This is a genomic window from Amycolatopsis sp. NPDC006125 (assembly GCF_040614195.1).
GTDB classification, from domain to species: domain Bacteria; phylum Actinomycetota; class Actinomycetes; order Mycobacteriales; family Pseudonocardiaceae; genus Amycolatopsis_E; species Amycolatopsis_E tucumanensis.
Genome location: NZ_JBEXTZ010000017.1, coordinates 66,728 through 87,542 on the forward strand (window position 1 = coordinate 66,728; position 20,815 = coordinate 87,542).

Annotated in this window: 28 protein-coding genes; 19 read left to right on the forward strand and 9 right to left on the reverse strand. The window is 72.4% G+C overall.

Annotated features, from left to right (window positions below; translation table 11 throughout):
* Positions 1-156: 156 nt before the first annotated feature.
* A complete protein-coding gene (locus tag ABZ193_RS11555) occupies positions 157-729 on the forward strand; it encodes a TetR/AcrR family transcriptional regulator (protein ID WP_020421834.1) in 573 nt (190 codons plus the stop codon).
* A gap of 1 nt (position 730) precedes the next feature.
* On the opposite strand, the gene ABZ193_RS11560 is transcribed toward ABZ193_RS11555, so the two are convergent.
* Both ABZ193_RS11560 and ABZ193_RS11565 read right to left on the reverse strand, forming a co-directional pair.
* Positions 731-1,156 carry a GNAT family N-acetyltransferase gene (locus ABZ193_RS11560; protein ID WP_020421833.1) on the reverse strand — a complete coding sequence of 142 codons (426 nt, stop codon included), beginning with the start codon at positions 1,154-1,156 and terminating at the stop codon, positions 731-733.
* Positions 1,157-1,173: 17 nt separating this feature from the next.
* Positions 1,174-1,719 carry an RNA 2'-phosphotransferase gene (locus ABZ193_RS11565; RefSeq protein ID WP_354709772.1) on the reverse strand — a complete coding sequence of 182 codons (546 nt, stop codon included), beginning with the start codon at positions 1,717-1,719 and terminating at the stop codon, positions 1,174-1,176.
* 93 nt (positions 1,720-1,812) lie between these two features.
* Between ABZ193_RS11565 and ABZ193_RS11570 the strand changes: the two genes are divergently transcribed.
* The gene (locus ABZ193_RS11570; protein ID WP_354709773.1) at positions 1,813-2,151 is read left to right on the forward strand and encodes a DUF2695 domain-containing protein; all 339 of its coding nucleotides are present in this window, start codon (positions 1,813-1,815) and stop codon (positions 2,149-2,151) included.
* Between the two features lie 460 nt (positions 2,152-2,611).
* Here the strand turns inward: ABZ193_RS11570 and soxR are convergent, their stop codons facing one another.
* A complete protein-coding gene (gene soxR / locus ABZ193_RS11575; RefSeq protein ID WP_020421831.1) occupies positions 2,612-3,073 on the reverse strand; it encodes a redox-sensitive transcriptional activator SoxR in 462 nt (153 codons plus the stop codon).
* A gap of 52 nt (positions 3,074-3,125) precedes the next feature.
* On the opposite strand from soxR, the gene ABZ193_RS11580 reads away from it, so the two are divergent.
* Positions 3,126-3,824, forward strand: coding sequence for a transketolase (locus tag ABZ193_RS11580; RefSeq protein ID WP_354709774.1), 699 nt, complete (start codon positions 3,126-3,128; stop codon positions 3,822-3,824).
* A gap of 3 nt (positions 3,825-3,827) precedes the next feature.
* Positions 3,828-4,727 (forward strand): transketolase C-terminal domain-containing protein, encoded by a 900-nt coding sequence (locus tag ABZ193_RS11585; protein WP_354709775.1) that lies wholly within the window; start codon positions 3,828-3,830, stop codon positions 4,725-4,727.
* A 507-nt stretch (positions 4,728-5,234) separates the two neighbouring features.
* On the opposite strand, the gene ABZ193_RS11590 is transcribed toward ABZ193_RS11585, so the two are convergent.
* A complete protein-coding gene (locus ABZ193_RS11590) occupies positions 5,235-5,561 on the reverse strand; it encodes a hypothetical protein (protein ID WP_235716187.1) in 327 nt (108 codons plus the stop codon).
* 109 nt (positions 5,562-5,670) lie between these two features.
* On the opposite strand from ABZ193_RS11590, the gene hisH reads away from it, so the two are divergent.
* Both hisH and priA read left to right on the forward strand, forming a co-directional pair.
* Positions 5,671-6,300, forward strand: a complete 630-nt coding sequence (gene hisH / locus ABZ193_RS11595; RefSeq protein ID WP_037323030.1) for an imidazole glycerol phosphate synthase subunit HisH — start codon at positions 5,671-5,673, stop codon at positions 6,298-6,300.
* A gap of 51 nt (positions 6,301-6,351) precedes the next feature.
* On the forward strand, positions 6,352-7,092 hold the full coding sequence (gene priA / locus ABZ193_RS11600; protein ID WP_020419691.1) for a bifunctional 1-(5-phosphoribosyl)-5-((5-phosphoribosylamino)methylideneamino)imidazole-4-carboxamide isomerase/phosphoribosylanthranilate isomerase PriA: 741 nt from the start codon (positions 6,352-6,354) through the stop codon (positions 7,090-7,092).
* Here priA and ABZ193_RS11605 read toward each other — a convergent pair.
* Together ABZ193_RS11605 and ABZ193_RS11610 are read right to left on the reverse strand one after the other, a co-directional pair.
* Positions 7,076-7,456: a PPOX class F420-dependent oxidoreductase gene (locus ABZ193_RS11605; RefSeq protein WP_354709777.1), complete on the reverse strand. Its 381-nt coding sequence runs from the start codon at positions 7,454-7,456 to the stop codon at positions 7,076-7,078. The genes priA and ABZ193_RS11605 overlap by 17 nt on opposite strands.
* Before the next feature lie 19 nt (positions 7,457-7,475).
* Positions 7,476-8,324, reverse strand: a complete 849-nt coding sequence (locus ABZ193_RS11610; protein WP_354709778.1) for a DMT family transporter — start codon at positions 8,322-8,324, stop codon at positions 7,476-7,478.
* A 34-nt stretch (positions 8,325-8,358) separates the two neighbouring features.
* Here ABZ193_RS11610 and hisF point away from each other — a divergent pair, with 34 nt between their 5' ends.
* Together hisF and hisI are read left to right on the forward strand one after the other, a co-directional pair.
* Entirely contained in the window at positions 8,359-9,132 is a 774-nt protein-coding gene (hisF, locus tag ABZ193_RS11615; protein WP_027936114.1) for an imidazole glycerol phosphate synthase subunit HisF, read from the forward strand.
* Positions 9,129-9,515, forward strand: a complete 387-nt coding sequence (gene hisI / locus ABZ193_RS11620) for a phosphoribosyl-AMP cyclohydrolase (protein WP_020419687.1) — start codon at positions 9,129-9,131, stop codon at positions 9,513-9,515. Before hisF ends, hisI begins: the two co-directional genes overlap by 4 nt.
* 196 nt (positions 9,516-9,711) lie before the next feature.
* On the opposite strand, the gene ABZ193_RS11625 is transcribed toward hisI, so the two are convergent.
* Positions 9,712-10,326 (reverse strand): TetR family transcriptional regulator, encoded by a 615-nt coding sequence (locus ABZ193_RS11625; protein WP_020419686.1) that lies wholly within the window; start codon positions 10,324-10,326, stop codon positions 9,712-9,714.
* Positions 10,327-10,420: 94 nt separating this feature from the next.
* Here ABZ193_RS11625 and ABZ193_RS11630 point away from each other — a divergent pair, with 94 nt between their 5' ends.
* From ABZ193_RS11630 to ABZ193_RS11680, 11 genes are all read left to right on the forward strand, one after another.
* Positions 10,421-11,983, forward strand: coding sequence for an anthranilate synthase component I (locus tag ABZ193_RS11630; protein WP_020419685.1), 1,563 nt, complete (start codon positions 10,421-10,423; stop codon positions 11,981-11,983).
* The gene (locus tag ABZ193_RS11635) at positions 11,961-12,512 is read left to right on the forward strand and encodes a Trp biosynthesis-associated membrane protein (protein WP_020419684.1); all 552 of its coding nucleotides are present in this window, start codon (positions 11,961-11,963) and stop codon (positions 12,510-12,512) included. The genes ABZ193_RS11630 and ABZ193_RS11635 overlap by 23 nt, the downstream gene beginning before the upstream one ends.
* 145 nt (positions 12,513-12,657) lie before the next feature.
* Complete coding sequence (gene trpC, locus ABZ193_RS11640) at positions 12,658-13,467, forward strand: indole-3-glycerol phosphate synthase TrpC (protein ID WP_027934829.1); 810 nt, start codon at positions 12,658-12,660, stop codon at positions 13,465-13,467.
* Positions 13,446-14,681: a tryptophan synthase subunit beta gene (gene trpB / locus ABZ193_RS11645; RefSeq protein WP_027934830.1), complete on the forward strand. Its 1,236-nt coding sequence runs from the start codon at positions 13,446-13,448 to the stop codon at positions 14,679-14,681. Before trpC ends, trpB begins: the two co-directional genes overlap by 22 nt.
* Positions 14,678-15,469 (forward strand): tryptophan synthase subunit alpha, encoded by a 792-nt coding sequence (trpA, locus tag ABZ193_RS11650; protein ID WP_354709782.1) that lies wholly within the window; start codon positions 14,678-14,680, stop codon positions 15,467-15,469. The genes trpB and trpA overlap by 4 nt, the downstream gene beginning before the upstream one ends.
* Before the next feature lie 52 nt (positions 15,470-15,521).
* Entirely contained in the window at positions 15,522-16,025 is a 504-nt protein-coding gene (locus ABZ193_RS11655; protein WP_237338164.1) for a DUF3291 domain-containing protein, read from the forward strand.
* Positions 16,022-16,699 (forward strand): MOSC domain-containing protein, encoded by a 678-nt coding sequence (locus ABZ193_RS11660; RefSeq protein ID WP_020419679.1) that lies wholly within the window; start codon positions 16,022-16,024, stop codon positions 16,697-16,699. The genes ABZ193_RS11655 and ABZ193_RS11660 overlap by 4 nt, the downstream gene beginning before the upstream one ends.
* Before the next feature lie 123 nt (positions 16,700-16,822).
* Positions 16,823-17,308: a Uma2 family endonuclease gene (locus ABZ193_RS11665; RefSeq protein ID WP_354709783.1), complete on the forward strand. Its 486-nt coding sequence runs from the start codon at positions 16,823-16,825 to the stop codon at positions 17,306-17,308.
* A 23-nt stretch (positions 17,309-17,331) separates the two neighbouring features.
* Positions 17,332-17,499 (forward strand): hypothetical protein, encoded by a 168-nt coding sequence (locus ABZ193_RS11670; RefSeq protein ID WP_020419677.1) that lies wholly within the window; start codon positions 17,332-17,334, stop codon positions 17,497-17,499.
* A 37-nt stretch (positions 17,500-17,536) separates the two neighbouring features.
* Complete coding sequence (lgt, locus tag ABZ193_RS11675) at positions 17,537-18,478, forward strand: prolipoprotein diacylglyceryl transferase (RefSeq protein WP_354709785.1); 942 nt, start codon at positions 17,537-17,539, stop codon at positions 18,476-18,478.
* A 45-nt stretch (positions 18,479-18,523) separates the two neighbouring features.
* Positions 18,524-18,838 carry a hypothetical protein gene (locus tag ABZ193_RS11680; RefSeq protein ID WP_354709787.1) on the forward strand — a complete coding sequence of 105 codons (315 nt, stop codon included), beginning with the start codon at positions 18,524-18,526 and terminating at the stop codon, positions 18,836-18,838.
* Here the strand turns inward: ABZ193_RS11680 and ABZ193_RS11685 are convergent.
* Positions 18,831-19,898: a diacylglycerol kinase gene (locus ABZ193_RS11685; protein ID WP_354709788.1), complete on the reverse strand. Its 1,068-nt coding sequence runs from the start codon at positions 19,896-19,898 to the stop codon at positions 18,831-18,833. The two genes, ABZ193_RS11680 and ABZ193_RS11685, sit on opposite strands and share 8 nt — an antisense overlap.
* A complete protein-coding gene (locus tag ABZ193_RS11690) occupies positions 19,895-20,677 on the reverse strand; it encodes an SDR family oxidoreductase (protein WP_354709789.1) in 783 nt (260 codons plus the stop codon). The genes ABZ193_RS11685 and ABZ193_RS11690 overlap by 4 nt, the downstream gene beginning before the upstream one ends.
* Positions 20,678-20,815: the final 138 nt, after the last annotated feature.

A 20,815-nucleotide genomic window follows, 5' to 3' on the forward strand; every position in this document is an offset into this window, starting at 1 on the left:
ATCCGATCCGGTGATACTCAAGCTAGCCGATCGGCAAGTGGAGCTCCAAGCCGATCGGCTAGTGTGTGACTAGCCGCACGGCTAGCGCCTCAAACGTTTGCCCGAGGATTTCGGGTCGCGTACTCTTCGGCTGCTGACGAGGAGGTTCACCAGTCGATGGCAGCCGTGGCCGGACACGAAGACACCCGCACCCGCCTGCTCGCCACGGCATTGCGGCTGTTCACCGCGCACGGGGTCGAGGGCACGTCGCTGCAGATGATCGCCGACGAGCTCGGCGTCACGAAGGCCGCGGTGTACTACCACTTCAAGACGAAGGACGAGATCACCGAAGCCGTGGTCGAGCCCGGGCTGCGCGAGCTGGAGTCGATCGTCGGGGAGGCGGAGCGGGAGCGCAGGCCGGGCGCGCGTATCGACCACATGCTGGCCGGGTTCGTGGACCTCGTGGTGCGGCACCGGGCGCTGGTCGCGTTGTTCTCCAGCGACCCCGGGGTGGCGCGGGCGCTGGAGAAGCACTTCTTCGGCAAGGAGAGCTGCATGGTCGGGATGATGACGATCCTGACCGGCCCCGATCCCGATCCGGCGCGGGTGGTCGCCGCGCACGCCGCCGTCGCCGGAATCGCGCTGGCCGGCGGTTCGCCCGACCTGGCGCACTACGACGACGACACCCTGCGCGAGTCGCTGCTCGAGGTGGGGCGCAAGCTGCTCGGCAGGCCCCGCCGGCGCGGTTGACTCAGGAGAGCGGCAGTGTCAGGCAGGTCGCGGTCTCGGCGAAGCCCAGCCGCTCGAAGTAGCCGGGGATGTGCCTGGCGATGACGTGCACTTCGACGGCCCCGGCGCGCCGCGCTCGCCGGACGACCGCGTCGACGAGCATCGCGCCGATGCCCTGCCGTCGGTGCGCCTGCGCGACCACGAGTTCCAGCAGGTGGCTGACCGGGCCGCCGGCGTGCAGCGACAGGACCCGGGCGGCCAGCACGTAGCCGACGACCTCGCCGTCGGTGTCGGCCACCAGGAAGTCGGTGTCGTCGTAGGTCATCGCCGCGATGAGCTGCTCATAGTGGTGGTCGAACGCCGCCCGCCGTGGTTGTCCGCCGGCGGACTGGTCCAGCAGGGTGTAGACGGCTACGGCGTCGGTGACATCGGCTGGCCTGATCCGCACCCGTTCATTGTGATCGGTCAGTGACGGCTCAGGTACTGCGGAGGCACCGCACGGGTGAGCCAGACGCCGTTCGCGCTCACCTGGAAGCGGTGGCCGTCGCGGGTCATTCCGGCAGCGTCGACGACCAGCACGACGGGTTTGCCGTGCCGCGAGCCGACGCGGACGGCGGTCTCGGTGTCGCTCGAAAGGTGCACGTCGTGGCGGGAGCGCGGGCGCAGGCCCTCGCGGAGGATGGCGGGCAGGAACCGTTCGGCGGTGCCGTGGAAGAGGGTGGCGGGCGGGTCGGCGTCCGGCAGGCCGAGGTCGACGTCCACGGTGTGCCCCTGGCTGGCCCGGATGAGCGTCCCGGTCTCGTCGAAGGCGAAGCGGCGCTTGTCGTTGTCCGCCACGACTTCGTCCAGTTGTGCGCGGGAGAGCGGCAGCCCGTGGCGGGCGAGCGCGGCGAGCAGTTCGGTGACCGGGACCCAGCCGCCGGGGCCGAGGGCCAGCCCGATCGCGCCGGGCTCGTGCCGCAGGTGCCGGGACAGCCGCTTGGACACCCGGATGATCGTTCTTTCGTCCATGTTGTTTCCAGTTGCGCACGATCGGGTGAGGCGGCGCAAGGTTTTTGTCGGAGGCCGCTGGTAGTCAGGGAGCACGAACCGAAGGAGGGTCCGATGACGAACGCCGGCCTGCTCGACCTGTGGACCGAGCCGCAGGAACGGGAATGCCTGAGCTGCTACGTGAGCCGCCTGCTGGCCGATTTCGGCTGCGACGGCACGCTGCGGTGGACGCGACGCTGGCGCGGCTTGCGTGCGCCAGGTGTCGTCGCGCTCGACCGGATGTTCCGAAGACGCGCCGTGAACTGCGACTGCGGAGTGCCGGCCGCCCTCGGCGCCGCGACGAGCTCCGGTACGCCCCCACCATGCGCCGGAGTCCGCCGCGGCTCGACGAGGCCCTGCTCGATGTGGGGCAGGCCTGACGCTCCCGGGCGAGCCCGCGGCTCGCCGACTTGAGCGCCAGCTCCCGTCTCGCGGACCTCAATCCGGTGGTGTCCCGGCACTCCCGCGAAATCGTGCACCCATCGCGCTGATTGGGCGCCATCCCGGGGCTTCCGCGACGTGCACTCATCGCGCTGATTGGGCGCCATCCCGGGGCTTCCGCGACGTGCACTCATCGCGCTGATTGGGCGCCATCCCGGGGCTCCCGCGACGTGCACCCACCGCGCTGATTGAGCGCCATCCCGGGCCGACTTGGCTCCCCGCGCCCGGCTGCAGCCGAGACCACCCGTCATCCCCGTATTGCGGTCAACAGAAGGAGGCGATGCCCCGGCACTCCCGAAATCAAGCACCCCTCGCCGGCTGCGCGGCACCCTCGCCGGCTGCGCGGCACCCTCGCTGGCTGGCTGCGCGCCACCGTCGCTGGCTGGCTGCGCGCCACCGTCGCTGGCCGACTGCGCGCGACCCGTCGGGCCGACTACGCGCCGCCCTCGGTGGCCGGCTTGAGTCCCCGCGCGCCTGGGCCGTACTGCGCCATCCGGTCGTCGGTGTTGTAGAGCCCGCACACGCGCAACGACAGGCACCCGCACCCGACGCAACCCGTCAGCCGGTCGCGCAGCCGCTGCAGGGCGTCGATCCGGGCGTCGAGTTCGTCCTGCCACCCGCGGGACAGCCGGGCCCAGTCGGCCTTCGTCGGGGCGTGGTCGCGTGGCAGGGTGGACAGCGCGTCGTGGATTTCCTCGAGGCTGAGCCCCACCCGCTGCGCCGCCCGGATGAATGCGATCCGGCGCAGCACCGATCGCGGGTACCGGCGCTGGTTCCCGGCCGAGCGCTCGGAGGTGATCAGGCCCCGGTCCTCGTAGAAGCGCAGCGCCGTGTGCGGCACGCCGCTGCGCTCCGCGACCTGGCCAATGGTCAGGTGGTCGGCAAGCTTGGTCACGGCGCCAGCCTAGCCTTGACTTCGACTTAAGTCGAGGTTGCACGGTCGAAGCATGGAAAACACGACCAGGGGGATGGGCTACGCCGACCTGCCGGCGCTGATCGACGCCATGCGCGGCGACGAGAAGCATTCCGGCGCGGCGGAGTCCACAGTAGATGTGCTGTGGGTGCTGTACGACCGGGTGCTGAACGTGTCGCCCGACGCGCCGGACGATCCGGCCCGCGACCGGTTCCTGTTGTCGAAGGGCCACGGGCCGATGGCCTACTACGCGGTCCTGGCGGCGAAGGGGTTTCTCGACCCCGCGGAACTGGCCGGCTGGGCGGGCAGCGAGTCGAGGCTGGGCTACCACCCGGACCGGACGCTCGTGCCCGGCGTGGAGATCTCCAGCGGCTCGCTGGGGCACGGGCTCGCGCTCGGCGTCGGGACGGTGTTCGGGCTGCGCGCGCAGGGCCTGACGGAACCGAAGGTGGTGGTGCTGACCGGGGACGCCGAGCTCGACGAGGGCTCCAACCACGAGGCGATCGCGCTCGCCGGACGGGCGTCGATGGCCCAGCTGACCGCGGTGGTGGTCGACAACCAGTCGGCGACGCACGGCTGGCCGGGCGGCATCGCGCAGCGCTTCGCGGTCGAGGGCTGGGCCACGCGCACGGTCGACGGCCGCGACCACGACGCGTTGCACGCCGCGTTCACCACGCCGCACCAGGACCGGCCGCTGTGCGTGGTCGCCGTCGTCGAACCGAAGGGGAGCTGAGCCATGAGCGGAATGCGGGAGACCTTCCTGTCCACAATGGAGCAAGTGCTCGACGAGGATCCGCGAGTCGCGGTCGTGCTTGCCGACATCTCCGCCGCGTCGCTGGAAGCCGCCCGGCGCAGGCACCCGGAGCGGGTCATCAACGTCGGCATCCGGGAGCAGGCGCTGATCGGCGTCGCGGGCGGGCTGGCGCTGGCGGGGATGCGGCCCGTGGTGCACACGTTCCCGTCGTTCCTCGTGGAGCGGCCGTACGAGCAGGTCAAGCTGGACCTGACCCACCAGGGCGCGGGCGCGGTGCTCGTCTCGTGGGGCGGTTCGTACGACATGTCGACCGCCGGCCGCACCCACCAGTCGCCGGGGGACGTCGCGCTCATCGACACGATCCCGGGCTGGACCGTGCACGTGCCAGGGCACCCGGACGAGGCGGTGTCGCTGCTGCGCGACGCGCTGCCCGGCGACGGCACGGTGTACCTGCGCCTGAGCGGCCAGTCGAACGCGCGCCCACGCCCGGGGCCGGGTCTGCAGGTGGTGCGCCGGGGCGGGCGCGGGGTCGTGCTGGCGGTCGGCCCGATGCTGGACCGCGTGCTGGCCGCGGCCGAGGGCCTGGACGTGACGGTGCTCTACGCGAAGACCGTCCGCCCCTTCGACGCCGCGACCCTGCGCGCGGCGGTGGCCGAGACGGGCGTGGCGGATGTGGTGCTGGTCGAGCCGTACCTGGCCGGCACGTCCGCCCACCAGGTCAGCGAGGCCCTCGTGGAGGTCCCGCACCGCCTCCGGGCACTGGGCACCCGCCGGGACGCGGAGGTGCGCAGGTACGGCGACGTCACCGACCATGACCTGGCGCACGCCCTCGACGAGGCGAGCATCGCGGCCGCCCTGAAGGCCTTCCTGCGCCCGGACTGAGCGGACGAAGTGGAGGCCCAGAACCACCCGAGCGGGCTTCACCCACACGGACTGCCGGCGCTGACCCGGCACCTGGCGGGTGGGTGGCTGCGCTAGCCCGGTGGTTGGCCTGGCGGGTGGGTGGCTGCGCCAGCCCGGTGGTTGGCCTGGCGGGCGTGGGTGGCTGCGCCAGCCCGGTGGTTGGCCTGGCGGGTGGGTGGCTGCGCCAGCCTGGCGGGTGTGGGTGGCTGCGCCAGCCGGGCGGGTGGCCTGGCCGGTTGGTACCTGCGCCCGTCCCGCTGGCGCCGGCCGTGCCGCCTGCCGGTGCGCCGGCGGCCTGGCGGCTGGGCCGCCCCGCGTGCCGTTGCCCGGCGGGCCAGTGGTCGCGGCGCTGCTGCCCACTGCGCCGCACGCGCCGCTGCTGCTGCCTGCCGCGCCGGTGGCGGCACCGGCCCCGCCGCTGCCGCCCCGCCGCCGTTGCCGTCCGCGCAGCAGCCTCGGAACTCGCGAGCCGTGGCACCCGCCGGCTCAATCCTCCGGCGTGTGCTCGGGCAGCAGCCGGCACAGCGCCTCGGCGCTCACCTGCAGGTCTTCGGCCGCCGCGGCGGCCTGTTCCAGCTTGCTGCGGATCGTCTGGAACGCGAGCAGCCCCAGTTCGTGCTCCCGCTCTCGCAGCACCGGGCACGCCCGCAGGTCGTCGAGCACGCGCGTCACCGCCGTGGCGAGCGTGGTCAGCCCTTCGAGCAGCTCGCGCACCTCGTCCGGGCCCAGCCGGCCGCTGTCCAGCTCGTCCAGCGTCTTGGCCAGCTCCCTGGCCAGCTCACCGGACCCGTGGGCTTCGCTCTGCGACGACATCGTCACTCCCTACCGCGGCGCCCTCCCGCAGCCTTCCCCCGCCTGCCGCAATCAAACGCCTCCGAGCCGCCCGGCGGAACCACCCACGCGAAGCCTCTAGACTGGTCAGGTGGCTCGCGTCGTGATTCTGGACTACGGATCGGGGAACCTGCGCTCCGCTGAGCGCGCTGTGCGCCGCGTCGGCGCCGAGGTCGAGGTGACCGCCGACCCGCATGCGGCGCTGGAAGCCGACGGCCTCGTCGTCCCCGGCGTCGGCGCCTACGCGGCCTGCATGGCGGGCCTGCTGTCCGTGGGCGGGGAGAAGATCATCGGCAGCCGTCTCGCCGGCGGTCGTCCCGTCCTGGGCATCTGTGTGGGCATGCAGATCCTGTTCGAGCGTGGCGTCGAGCACGGTGTGGAGACCGAGGGCACCGGCGAGTGGCCCGGCACGGTCGACCGCCTGCACGCCGACGTCGTCCCCCACATGGGTTGGAACACCGTCCGAGCGCCGGAGGACTCGCAGCTGTTCGCCGGCCTCGACGCGGACGCCCGGTTCTACTTCGTGCACTCCTACGCCGCCCGCAGCTGGCAGCTCGACTCCGGCCTGCCCGGCCAGCAGCCCAAGGTGACGTGGGCGCACCACGGCGAGGACTTCGTGGCGGCCGCGGAGAACGGCCCGCTGTGGGCGACGCAGTTCCACCCGGAGAAGTCCGGCGACGCGGGCGCCCACCTGCTGGAGAACTGGCTGCGCAGCCTCTGACCAGTCCCACCCTCCGGGCAGCTGAGCGCCGTTGCTCCTTATAGTGGCCGCGTGACGTTCACCCTCCTTCCCGCCGTCGATGTGGCCGATGGCCAGGCCGTGCGTCTCGTCCAGGGCGAGGCGGGCACGGAAACCTCCTACGGCAGCCCGCTCGACGCGGCGCTCGCCTGGCAGCGGGACGGCGCGGAGTGGATCCACCTCGTCGACCTCGACGCCGCGTTCGGCAAGGGCGACAACAAGGAACTGATCGCCCGCGTGGTCGGCGAGCTGGACGTGCAGGTCGAGCTGTCCGGCGGCATCCGCGACGACGCGTCGCTGGAGGCCGCGCTCGCCACCGGCGCCCGCCGGGTGAACCTGGGTACCGCCGTGCTCGAAGATCCGGAGTGGACCGCGAAGGTCGTCGCCACCTACGGCGACCGCGTCGCGATCGGCCTGGACGTGCGCATCACCGAGGACGGCCATCGGCTCAAGGGCCGCGGCTGGACCAGCGACGGCGGCGACCTGTGGGAGGTCCTGGAGCGCCTGGACCGCGACGGCGCCTCGCGCTACGTGGTCACCGACGTCAGCAAGGACGGCACCCTCAAGGGTCCGAACCTGGAGCTGCTCGCCGAGGTCGCCGCCCGCACCGACGCGCCGGTGATCGCCTCCGGCGGGGTGTCCAGTTTGGACGACCTGCGCGCGCTGGCCGGCCTCGCCGCGGACGGCGTCGAGGGCGCCATCATCGGCAAGGCCCTCTACGCGGGCGCGTTCACGCTGCCGCAGGCCCTGGACGCGGTCAGCCCGCGAGTTTGATCGCGAGGCCGATCGTCTTCTGGCGGCCCCGCAGCCTGCTGAAGAACATCGTCACCTGACCGACCACGCCGTACTTGCGCGCGATCGCCGAGCGCGCCCGCTCGGTCGCCGCGTCGTCCAGGAGCCGGGCCTGCCCGGTCACCACCGGCCCGTGGGTCTCGCGGCCGCGGAAGTCGCAGCCCTGCAGCGTGACCTCGGGGTTGTTGCGGATCCGCTTGACCTTGCCCGCCGTCCGGTCGCTCCACACGACGAGCTCGCCGTCGTGCCCGGCGGCCCACACCGGCGTCGGCACGGGCGTGCCGTTCTTGCGGAACGTCGTCAACAGGAGGTACTTCTCGGCGGCGATGCGCTCGAAATCCGACATGCCCCCAACGGTAGCGTGATCAGCGCCGCACCGGTGTCCGCTGTGGACTGTCGACCTCGCCGAACCGGGCCAGGGCCAGCGCCGCCGCCACCGCGACCACGAACCCGGCCACGGCCGCCGGCGCGAACCCGGCCCGCGTCGAATCGCCCAGCAGGACCACGCCGATCAGCGACGGGACCACCGTTTCGCCGACCACCATCAGCGCGGTGGCCGTCGTGACGCTGCCGCGCTGCAGCGCCGAGGCGTAGAACAGCATCGCGAGCACCCCGGCCGCGGCGAGGGCGTACGTGGCGGGATCGGTCAGCACCGCGATGACGCCCGTCGCGTCCAGCACCCGCCCGGCCAGCGCGACCACGCCGAAGCACAACCCGGAGACCAGCCCGAGAGCCGGTGTGCGGATGTGCTCGGGAGCGCGCCCGACGGTCCAGCCCGCGACCGCCAGCAGCGCGACGGCCACGAGCAGGGCGACGTGGAACGCCGTGCCCACCGGCTCGGAACCCTCGCTCCGCGCGGACACGCCGAGCAGCGCCAGCCCCGCGCACACCAGCGCGATCGCGCCCCACTCCCGGCCGGACAGCCGCACGCCGAGCGTGAGCGCCGCCACGGCGGTGACGGCGAGGCTCGCCGCGAGCGCGGCCTGCACCACGAACAGCGGCAGCACCCGCAACGCGACCAGCTGCGCCACGAACCCGACGACGTCCAGGCCGAGCCCGAGCACGTACCGCCACTGCCGCAGCACGCGCACGAGCAGCCGCGGGTCCACCCCGGACCCGCCGTCGTCCACCGCGCGGGCCGCGACGGCCTGGAACACGGACGCGACCCCGTAGGCGACCGCGGCGGCCACCGCGCACAGCAACCCCCACCACACCCACGCCACTCTAGGGAACATCTACCCTGGTGGCATGGGTGTAGCGGTCAGGGTGATCCCGTGTCTGGACGTCGACGCGGGCCGGGTGGTGAAGGGCGTCAACTTCGCCGACCTCAGGGACGCCGGCGATCCGGTCGAGCTGGCGCGGGCCTACGACGCGGAGGGCGCCGACGAGCTGACCTTCCTCGACGTGACCGCGTCCTCGGGCAACCGCGAGACCACCTTCGACGTGGTCCGGCGCACCGCCGAGCAGGTGTTCATCCCGCTGACCGTCGGCGGCGGTGTGCGTGCCTGCGACGACGTCGACCGCCTGCTGCGCGCGGGCGCGGACAAGGTGAGCATCAACACGGCGGCGATCGCCCGGCCCGAGCTGCTGCGCGAGGCGTCCCGCCGCTTCGGCGCGCAGTGCATCGTGCTGTCGGTCGACGCCCGGCGCGTGCCGGAAGGCTCCGAGCCGACGCCGTCCGGGTTCGAGGTGACCACCCACGGCGGCCGCCGCGGCACCGGCATCGACGCGGTCGAGTGGGCCCAGCGCGGCGAGGAGCTGGGCGTCGGCGAGATCCTGCTGAACTCGATGGACGCCGACGGCACCAAGGCCGGTTTCGACCTGGAGCTGATCGAGAAGACCCGCAAGGTCGTCACCGTGCCGGTGATCGCCAGCGGGGGAGCGGGCGCGGTCGAGCACTTCCTGCCCGCGGTGCGGGCCGGGGCGGACGCCGTGCTCGCGGCCAGCGTGTTCCACTTCGGACAGTTGAAGATCGGCGCGGTCAAGGACGCCCTGCGCGACGGCGGGGTCGAGGTCAGGTGAGCCTGGCACCCGAGCTGGCCCAGCGGCTCAAGCGCAACGCCGACGGCCTGGTGTGCGCGGTCGTGGTCGACCACGCGACCTCCGACGTGCTGATGGTGGCCTGGATGAACGACGAGGCGCTGGAGCGCACGCTGACCACCCGTCGCGGCACGTACTTCTCGCGCAGCCGCCAGGAGCTGTGGGTCAAGGGCGAGACGTCCGGGCACGTGCAGCACGTGCGCGAGGTCCGCCTCGACTGCGACGCCGACACGCTGCTGGTGCGCGTCGACCAGACGGGCCCCGCCTGCCACACCGGCACCCGCACCTGCTTCGACAGCGACGACCGCCTGCTGCTTGAAGATGACGGAAGTGGCTTGCGTGGCGGTGCGGGGAGCGGAACCTGAGGCGGCCCCTGGCTGTGGGATCGCCTCCTCATGAATGCCAATTCACCACGTCGGCGCTGTCCTCGCCAGGAACCGCCCACCCGCCAGCCCGCCACCACCCTCAGCGGACGCGCTCCGCGCGGCGGCGCCCATTCACACCCGCGGCGGTGCCGGTTGACGGCCCACCGCAAACGGCTCCGCCGCTTATGAAACAGGCTTAGTCGATGTCGCCGGTCAGGTAGCGCTGCAACGTCGGGCCGACGGCCGCCGCGATGGTGTCGATGTCCGTGGTCGAGAACGGCTCGAACTTCGCCACGTACCGGGCCATCCCCATGCCCACCACCTGCGACGCGCACAGCGTCGCGCGCAGCTCCGGCCGGTCCGGCGACACCCGGCCGACCACGTTCTCCAGCACGTGCCGGATCAGGAAGTCCTTGAGGCTCAACGCGGCCTGGTCGTGGCTGGCGATGCTGCGCACCAGCGCGGGGAACGCGCCGCCCTCGGTGGCGTCCCACACCGTCAGGAACCGCCGCACGATCCGCTTCCCGAGCTCGTCCACCGGCCCGTCCATGAGCTGCGAGAGGAGCTCGACCGGGTCGAACGGCAGCTGCAGCACGGCCTGCGCGAACAGGCCCTCCTTGCCGCCGAACCAGTGGTTCACCATGGCCGCGTCGACGCCGGCGCGGGCGGCGATCGCGCGCACGGTCGCGCCCTCGTAGCCGCTCTCGCTGAAGACCTCGCGCGCGGCGGCCACGAGCGCGGCCCGGGTGTCCTGGCCGCCGGGGCGGCGGCCGCGCCGCTTGGCGGGCGTAGGCTGTTCCGCGGTGCTCACCCCTCCATCATGACGCGGGCGGGACCAGAATTCAACGGAGCCTGAATTAACGCCCGGTGCGAAGAGTGTCGGACCCGGGCGGCACAATGGCCCCATGGTCAGTGCGAATCCCACCGACGGCGGCCTCGGTTCGGTGAGCCCCGCACGCGACGAGTTCCGCGCCCTCGCCGAGGGTCGTCGCGTGATTCCGGTGGTCCGTCGGCTGCTCGCCGACGGCGAAACGCCCGTCGGGGTCTACCGCAAGCTCGCGGCCGACCGCCCGGGCACGTTCCTGTTCGAGTCGGCCGAGAACGGGCAGTCGTGGTCGCGCTGGTCCTTCATCGGCGTCCGCAGCCCCGCCGCGCTGACCGTGCGGGACGGCAAGGCCGTGTGGGAGGGCACCCCGCCGGTGGGCCTGCCCGCCGAGGGCGACCCGCTGACCGTCCTGCGGGAGACGGTCGCCGCGCTGCACACCGAGCCGCTGCCCGGCATGCCGCCGCTGACCGGCGGGATGGTCGGCTACCTCGGCTACGACGCCGTGCGCTGGCTGGAGAAGCTGCCGGAGCTGGCCGAGAAGGACCTCGACATCCCCGAGCTGACCATGCTGCTGGCCACCGACCTGGCCGCCGTGGACCACCACGAGGGCACGGTCACGCTCATCGCGAACGCGGTCAACTGGGACGACAGCCCGGAGCGGGTCGACGCGGCCTACGACGACGCCGTCCGCCGCCTGGAGGAGATGACCGAGCGGCTCGGCGCCGCGGCCCCCGCGACCGCCGCCGTCTTCGACCGCCCGGCGCCGGAGTTCGAGCGCCGCCGCACGCAGGCCGACTACTTCGCCGCGGTGGAGAAGGCCGTCGAGGCGATCAAGGCCGGCGAAGCGTTCCAGGTGGTGCCCTCGCAACGGTTCGAGATCCCCACCCAGGCCGACGCGCTGGACATCTACCGCGTGCTCCGCACCTCCAACCCCAGCCCGTACATGTACCTGCTGCGGCTGGACGGCTTCGACATCGTCGGCTCCAGCCCCGAGTCGCTGGTCACCGTGCGGGACGGCCGCGCCACCACGCACCCGATCGCGGGCACCCGCTGGCGCGGCGCGGACCCGGAGGAGGACGCGCAGCTGGCCAAGGACCTCCTTGCCGACGAGAAGGAGCGCGCCGAGCACCTCATGCTGGTCGACCTCGGCCGCAACGACCTGGGCAAGGTCTGCAAGCCCGGCACCGTCCGGGTGGTCGACTTCTTCGCCATCGAGCGCTACAGCCACGTCATGCACATCGTGTCCACCGTCACCGGTGAGCTGGCCGAGGACAAGACCGCGTTCGACGCGGTGGCCGCGTGCTTCCCGGCGGGCACGCTCTCCGGCGCCCCGAAGGTGCGCGCGATGGAGCTGATCGAGGAGCTGGAGCCGACTCGCCGCGGTCTCTACGGCGGCGTCGTCGGCTACCTCGACTTCGCGGGCGACGCCGACACGGCCATCGCGATCCGCACCGCCCTGATCCGGGACGGGATCGCGTACGTGCAGGCGGGCGGCGGCGTGGTGGCCGACTCGGTGCCCGAGTACGAGGACAACGAATGCCTGAACAAGGCCCGCACGGTGCTCTCCGCGGTCGCCGCCGCGCAGACCATGGCGCCGCCGCGGAAGCTGGACCCGGCCGATGACGTCGCCAGCGTCCAGTAAGCGTCCACTGTGGATCGTCGCGGCCGCGCTGCTGCTGGCCGCGGCCGCGCTGTGGGGTTCCTCGCGGCTGGTCTGGGCGGCCGAGCTGCGTGACGCGGGCGTGCGCGGGATGGTGCTGGACAAGCACACCGGCGAGCAGGAGTCCGTGGCGCTGGTGCCGCTGGCCGTGCTCGCGCTGGCCGGGGTCGCCGGGCTGATCGCCGCGGGCGGCTGGCTGCGCCGTGTGCTGGGCGTGCTGGTCGCGTTGGCGGGGATCGCCGCGGGCTGGATCGCGATCGACGGCTGGCGCTTCGGCGGCTTCCCCGAGGGCGCGCCCACCGGGCAGATCTTCGCCGGGCGCGGACTGGCGCTGCTGGCGGGAATTCTGATGCTCGTCGCGGGGTTGTTGGCGATCAAGGGTGCGGGCCGCATGGCGAAGCTGGGCGCGCGCTACGAGGCCCCGGCCGGCCGGAAGAAGGCCGCGAAGGATCCGGACGCGGAGCTGTGGGAGGCGCTGTCGGAGGGCGAAGACCCGACTACTGATCGGTAGGCGGCGATTTCCGCTGCCGGACAAGGCAAGTCCGACCCGGAACCGGTCCGCACAGGTGGGCGGGTTAGCATCTTTTCTGCGGGAAGGGGAAGGTGTTTGTGAGCCAGCTTTCGAGTGAATGTGCGACAACCGGTGAGGTTGCGCCGTGACCGTTCTCGAAGACATCGTCGCCGGCGTCCGGGAAGATCTCGCCGAGCGGGAGAAGGCGCTCCCGTTCGACGAGCTGAAGCGGCTCGCCGCGCAGGCGCCGCCACCGCGGGACGCCATGTCAGCGCTGCGTGACTCGTCGATCGGCGTCATCGCCGAGGTCAAGCGCCGCAGCCCCTCCAAGGGCGCGCTGGCCGACATCCCCGACCCCGCCGCGCTGGCCAAGGACTACGAGGCGGCGGGCGCGCGGGTGATCAGCGTCCTCACCGAGGAGCGCCGGTTCGGCGGCTCGCTGGCCGACCTGGACGCCGTCCGCGCCGCGGTCGACATCCCGATCCTGCGCAAGGACTTCATCGTCACCCCCTACCAGGTCCACGAGGCCCGCGCGCACGGCGCCGACCTGGTCCTGCTGATCGTCGCCGCGCTGGAGCAGAACGCCCTCATGGCGCTGCTCGACCGGGTGGAGTCGCTGGGCATGACCGCGCTGGTCGAGGTGCACAACGCCGAGGAGGCCGACCGCGCGCTGGAGGCCGGCGCCAAGGTCATCGGCATCAACGCCCGCAACTTGCACACCCTCGAGGTCGACCGGGACGTCTTCGGCCGTCTCGCGCCGGGCCTGCCGTTCGACACGGTGAAGGTCGCCGAGTCCGGCGTCCGCGGCCCCGGCGACCTGATGGCCTACGCCGGTCACGGCGCCGACGCGGTGCTGGTCGGCGAGGGCCTGGTGGCCTCGGGCGACCCGAAGGGCGCCCTGATGAAGCTGGTCACCGCCGGATCGCACCCCGCATGCCCGAGGCCGAGCCGATGAGCGAGCACGAGCAGCACGACGCGCACGACCCCGACGAGCGCGGCTACTGGGGCCCCTACGGCGGCCGGTTCATGCCGGAGGCGCTGATCGGCGTCGTCGACGAGGTGTCCGCCGAGTACGACAAGGCCCGGCTCGACCCGGAGTTCCAGGCCCAGTTCAAGCGCCTGCTGCGCGACTACGCCGGACGGCCGTCGCTGCTCACCGAGGCCGAGCGGTTCGCCGAGCACGCGGGCGGCGCGCGGATCTTCCTCAAGCGCGAGGACCTCAACCACACCGGCTCTCACAAGATCAACAACGTGCTGGGCCAGGCGCTGCTCACCAAGCGGATGGGCAAGAAGCGGGTCATCGCCGAGACCGGCGCGGGCCAGCACGGCGTCGCCACCGCCACCGCGTGCGCCCTGATGGGTCTCGAGTGCGTGGTGTACATGGGCGAGGTCGACACCGAGCGGCAGGCGCTGAACGTGGCGCGGATGCGGCTGCTCGGCGCCGAGGTGATCCCGGTCAAGACCGGTTCGCGCACCCTCAAGGACGCGATCAACGAGGCGCTGCGCGACTGGGTCGCCAACGCCGACACCACGCACTACCTGTTCGGCACCGCCGCCGGGCCGTACCCGTTCCCGATGATGGTGCGCAACTTCCACAAGGTCATCGGCGAGGAGGCCCGCGCGCAGATCCTCGAGCAGACCGGGCGGCTGCCGGACGCGGTCGCGGCCTGCGTCGGCGGCGGGTCCAACGCGATCGGCATCTTCCACGGCTTCATCGACGACCCGGACGTGCGGCTCGTCGGCCTGGAGCCGGGCGGCGAGGGCATCGACGGAAACCGCCACGGCGCCACCCTGACCAAGGGCACGCCGGGCAACCTGCACGGCGCGATGTCGTACCTGCTGCAGGACGAGGACGGCCAGACGGTCGAGTCGCACTCGATCTCGGCCGGCCTGGACTACCCGGGCGTCGGCCCCGAGCACGCGTGGCTCAAGGACAGCGGCCGCGCCGAGTACCGGCCGGTCACCGACGCCGAGGCGATGGACGCGTTCGCGCTGCTGTCCCGCACCGAGGGCATCATCCCGGCGATCGAGTCGGCCCACGCGCTGGCCGGCGCCATCCAGCTCGGCAAGGAGCTGGGCCGGGACGGGCTCATCGTGGTGAACCTGTCGGGCCGCGGCGACAAGGACATGGACACCGCCGCGAAGTACTTCGGATTGGTGGAGAAGTGACCGGGCTGCAGGATCTGTTCGCTCAGACGAAGAGCGAGGGCCGCGCCGCGCTGGTCGGCTACCTGCCCGCCGGGTACCCGACGGTGCCGGGCTCGAAGGACCTGCTGGCGGCCCTGATCGACGGCGGCGCGGACCTCGTCGAGGTCGGCGTGCCCTACTCCGACCCGGTGATGGACGGCCCGACGATCCAGCTCGCCGCGGACGCCGCGCTGAAGAACGGCTTCCGGCTGCGCGACCTGTTCGAGGTCGTCGAGTCGGTCTCGGCCCGCGGTGGCCGCGCGGTCGTGATGACCTACTGGAACCCGGTGCGCCAGTACGGGGTGGAGAAGTTCGCGCGCGACCTCGCCGCCGCCGGTGGCCTCGGCCTCATCACGCCGGACCTGATCCCGGACGAGGCGGGCGAGTGGATGGCCGCGTCCGGGCAGCACGGCCTGGACCGGATCTTCCTGGTCGCGCCGTCCTCGTCGGAGGAGCGGATCGACCTGACCGTCAAGGCGTCCTCCGGGTTCGTGTACGCGGCCGCGGTCATGGGTGTCACCGGCGCGCGGGACCAGGTCAGCAGTGGCGCGGCCGAGCTGGTGGCCCGCACCAGGGCGCACACGGACCTGCCGATCGGCGTCGGCCTGGGTGTCCGGTCGCGTGAGCAGGCGGCCGAGATCGCCGGGTTCGCGGACGCCGTGATCGTGGGGTCGGCGCTGGTGTCGGCCGCCGCGGGCGGCACCGAACCGGTGCACGCGCTGGCCGGTGAGCTCGCCGAGGGCGTGCGCCAGGCCGTCGCCACGGCGTGAGCCCGGGCTAAAACACGTGGCCGCCGGGCCCGCTGATCGGCAGACTGGCGGCATGGCCTATGAACTCGCGCAGGTGAACGTCGGCCGCTTGGTCGCCCCGCTGACGTCGCCCCAGCTCAAGGACTTCGTGGACGCGCTCGACCCGATCAACGCCCTCGCCGACGCCGCACCCGGTTTCGTGTGGCGCATGCAGACCGAGGACGGCAACGCGACCGCGATCCGCGCCTTCGAGTGGGACACGGGCACCAGCGCGGGGGTCATCGTCAACATGTCGACCTGGCGTTCGGTCGAGGACCTGGCCGCGTACGTGTACTCGGGCGAGCACCGGGCCGTGCTGAAGCGCCGCCGCGAGTGGTTCGAGCGGATGCCCGAGGCGTTCACCGCGCTGTGGTGGGTGCCCGAGGGGCACCGCCCGGGCACCGCCGAGGCCGAGGACCGGATCCGGCACCTGCGGGCGCACGGGCCGACGCCGTACGCGTTCACCTTCCGCGAGACGTTCCCGCCCGGCGGCGCCGTGCCCGAGCCCGGGCAGGCCGACTGGTTCTGCAAGGCATGAGCATGGCGAAGGTGCTGTCGGTCAACATCGGTTCGAAGCGCGAGGTGCGGGAGGCCGATCTCGGGGTCACCGGGATCGACAAGCGTCCCGTCGACGGGCCGGTGGCGGTGGCCGCGCCCGGCCCGCGCGGGGTCGGCGCGAGCGGCGTGGCCGGTGACGTGATCTGCGACCTGCGCCACCACGGCGGCGACGACCAGGCGGTGTACGCGTACGCGCGGGAGGACCTGGACGTCTGGGCGGCGGAACTGGGCCGCGACCTGCCGCCGGGCGTGTTCGGCGAAAACCTGACCACGGTGGGCGTCGACCTGACCGGGACGCTGATCGGGGAGCGGTGGCGGGTCGGGTCGTCGCTGGTGCTGGAGGTGACGTCGCCGCGCATCCCGTGCCGCACGTTCGCCGGCTGGCTCGGCGAACGCGGCTGGGTGAAGACCTTCACGCAGCGTGCGCTGCCCGGCGCGTACTTCCGGGTGCTGGAGCCGGGCCCGGTCCAGGCCGGCGACGCGGTGACGGTGCTGTCGCGGCCGGACCACGGGGTGACGATCGGGACGGCGTTCCGGGCGTTCACCACGGAGCCCGCGCTGCTGCCCGACCTGGCCGCCGTGGAGGCCCTGCCGGAGTACGACAAGCGCAAGGTACGCCGCGCCCTCGAGCGGCGAGGAGCGTCCGCGGGCTAGGGCGGCCGGTGCCGGGTGGAAGGGTGCCCTCGCGTTTCGGATGAACCGGGGGACGATATGCCACACTGGCCTGCCGAACCGGGCCACCTCGTGTTGCGGGTCGAGCCGTGGACGGTTGAGGACGTGCTCGACTTGCCCGAGGATCGCGGCTGCCGGATCGAGCTGGTCGATGGTGCTCTGCTGGTGAGTCCGGCACCCCGGTCCGGACACCAGCGCCTCCTGCAACGGTTGCTGATCGGATTCCCGCCGGTGCTTCCGGCGGGAACCGAACTGCTGCCGGGGGTGAACGTCCGGTTGGGCGGGCAGCGGTTGCTCATCCCGGACTTCGTCGTCATGAACCGGAGCGGGCACAGCGGCCTGTATTGCCAGGCTCAGGATTTGCTGCTGGCGGCGGAGATCGTCTCGCCGTCGAGCCGGGTGCAGGACCGGGTGCTCAAGCGGCAGCTCTACGCGGAGGCGGGCGTCCCGTTCTACCTCCTCGTGGAGACCGACGGCCCGGCGGTGCTGTTCGAGCTCGCCGACGGCGAGTACCGCGAGAGCGCGCGCAGCGAGGGCGGCAAGCTCACCTTCTCCGAGCCCTTCGCGGCCACCCTCGACCTCACCCGCTGATCCGGGCATGGCAGGCTGTCCGCATGGCCCGGCCTTCTCCACTGCAGGTGCGCAGTCTCGTCATCGCCGTGGTGGCGGCTCTCGTGGCGGTCTGGAACGTCACCCAGGGTGGCCCGTGGTACCTGACGGCCATTTTCGGCGTCGGGTGTGTGCTCGCGATCGGGTCGGCCGTCCTCAACCGCGCGGGCTGACCCACGCACTTCACACCGCGCACGTTACGGTGAGCGCGTGAATTCCGCCTCGGCTGTGTTCCTCGCGACGATCCCGAGCCCGGACCGCGGCGTCTGGCACCTGGGACCGATCCCGATCCGCGCCTACGCGCTGTGCATCATCGCCGGCATCATCCTCGCCATCTGGTGGGGCGACCGCCGCTGGGTGCAGCGCGGCGGCACCAAGGGCACGGTGGTCGACATCGCCGTGTGGGCCGTGCCGTTCGGTCTCGTCGGCGGGCGCCTCTACCACGTCATCACCGACTGGTGGCGTTACTTCGGCGAGGGCAAGGACCCGGTCAAGGCGCTCTACATCTGGGACGGCGGCCTCGGCATCTGGGGCGCGATCGCCCTGGGCGCGGTCGGCGCGTGGATCGGCTGCCGTCGCAAGGGCGTGCCGTTGCCCGCGATGGCCGACGCGATCGCCCCCGGCATCATCGCCGCGCAGGCCATCGGCCGCCTCGGCAACTACTTCAACCAGGAGCTCTACGGGGCACACACCACGCTGCCCTGGGGCCTGGAGATCTACCAGCGCTTCGACCCGAACAACCCGACGATCCCCGACCAGGGGCCCAACGGCATCGCGTTCGGGCACATCCCGCTCGCCGACAGCCCGGTGCACCCGACGTTCCTGTACGAGCTGATCTGGAACCTGATCATCGCGGCGCTGGTCGTCTACGCCGACCGCAAGATGCGCCTCGGCCACGGCCGCGCGTTCGCCCTGTACGTCGCCGGGTACACGCTGGGCCGCTTCTGGATCGAGCTGATGCGCACCGACGACGCCACCCACATCCTCGGCCTGCGGGTCAACACCTGGACGTCGATCCTGGTGTTCGCCGGCGCGATGGTGTACTTCTTCCTCGCCAAGCGCCGGGGGCCGCGCGAGGCGCCGGAAACGTTGCGCAGCAAGGACGACGATTCGGCCGACGACACCGAGAAGGTGTCCCCGGAACGCGAGTAGTTCTACTCAGGCGCGCGACCGGCCGGGCGCGGCAGACTGGCGACCATGACCGCGCCCGACCCGCTCCGGCCCCGGCCGGGAGTCGCCTTCCTGGGGTTCGCGCTCGCGACCGGACTGCTGATCGGGGTCGTGGTCGCCCTGGCCCGGGACGCGATCACCGGCTGGCACGCCGGCGAATACACCTACGCGTTCATCGGGGTCACCTTCGGCGCGATCATCGGCGGGTGCCTGTGCCGGCTCGCTCGGCCGCCGTGGCGTTCCCTGGGCAGCGGACTGCTCCTCGGCGGCGCGCTCGGGTTCGCCGCCCTCGTCGCGGCGGGTGTGGTGCTCTACATCGGCCTGACGCAGTGGTCTAGCTGACGAGGCCGCGCCCCGTCACCAGCGGCAAGTCCAGCGCCGTCAGCAGCCCGGGCGGCGCCGCGACCACCGCGGGGATAGCGTTCACCAGCCGCATCGCGGTCGCCTTGAGGCCGGCCGTGTTGTGGTCGCCGTCCGTGCCCACCAGCCGCAGGTCCAGCGTGTAGTTCGGCTCGCCGGTCACCTGCACCCGGTAGCAGCCCTGCCCGGACGGCTGCGGCCAGTCCGGCCCCAGGTCGGGCCGCAGCCGCGTCACGTGTTCCAGCACGCACACCGGCCGTCCGCCACGCATGCCGCGCACCTCGAACCGCAGCGCGGCCGCCGTGCCCTCGGCGATGGTGCCGCACGAGATGTCGAACGTCGCCGGCGCGGGAAGCCGTTCGTAGCTCTCCTCGACCGCGTCCAGCTCCACGCCCAGCCCGGCCGCCAGCTGACGCACCACGCTGCCCCACGCCAGCGACAACACGCCGGGCTGCAGCAGCATCGGCTTCTGGTCCAGCGGGCTGCCGAAACCCATGATGTCGAAGACGACCTTGCGGTTGTCGTAGGTCGAGTAGTCGAGGATCTCGAAGCAGCGCACCTCGTCGATCCGCTCGCACACGCCGGTCAGCACCAGCGGCAGCCAGTCGTTGGCGAATCCGGGGTCGACGCCGTTCACCCACAGGGACGCGCCGCCCTCGGCCGCGGCCGCACGCACGGGCACGGACACCTCGTCGGGCACCACGCCGTCCGGGAACTGCAGGAACACCGGGCTGCTCGACACCACGTTGACGCCCGCCCGCAGGATTCGCTGCAGGTCGGCCAGCGCCTCCATCAGACGGTCGTCCGCCATCGCCGTGTAGACCACGCAGTCCGGCTTCAGCGCCAGCAGCGCGTCGGCGTCGGTGGTCGCCTCGACGCCCAGCGTCCGGCCAAGGCCGGCCAGCTCACCGGCGTCGCGGCCGGCCTTGTCGGGGTTCGACACCCAGACGCCGGCCAGTTCCAGCTCCGGATGCGCGTCGATGCCCGCGATCGCGTGCCGCCCCACGTTGCCGGTGCTCCACTGCACCACCCGGTGGGTCACAGGTCCGGCAATCCGAGTTCGAGGTTGGGCGCCTGCAGCCCACCGTCCACTTCCAGCACCTTCCCGGTGACGAACGAGCCGGCGGGGGAGGCCAGGTAGACGATCGCGGCGGCGATGTCCTCGACCTCGCCGAGCCGGCGCAACGGCGTGTCCGCCTCCATCTTCCCCTTGATCTCCGGGTTGTTCACCACCACTTCGAGCGCCGAGGTCGCCACCGACCCGACGGCGATCGCGTTGACCCGGATCCGCGGCGCGAGGTCGTAGGCGGCCAGGCGCGTGTAGTGGGCGAGCGCGGCCTTGGCGGTGCCGTAGGCGGCGAACCCGCGCCCGGCGACGCGGCCCATGTTCGACGAGATGTTGACGACCGCGCCGCCGTCGGTCATCAACGGCACGGCCGCGGTGGTGAGGGCGTGCGCGGTGGAGACGTTGAAGCGGAAGGCTTCCTCCAGGAACTCGGGTGTGGTCTCCAGCAGCGGGCGGGGGTAGGTGCCGCCGACGTTGTTGACCACGATGTCCACGCGGCCGAACTCGCCGACCGCGGCCTGCGCGAGTGCGGCGGCCGCGGCGGGATCGCTGAGGTCGGCAGGCACGACGTGCGCGCGCCGCCCGGCGTCGGCCACGCGCGCGGCGACGGCGTCGAGGTCGGTCTTCGTGCGGGAGGAGATCACCACGTCCGCACCGGCTTCGGCCAGCGCCACGGCGGCTCCCGCGCCGATGCCGCGCCCGGCCCCGGTGACCACGGCGACCCTGCCGGTCACGCGGAAACGATCGAGGATCATGCGCCCGACTGTAACAGGTTCTAGTGCCGCGGCGGTCAACGTTCGCCCCAGACTTCGGGCCTGGGAGTTCAGGACCGCAGGAGTGATGCGCCGTGCGACCCCGCCGGCCCGGTGACCCGTTCCGTCTCCTGGCTCTGG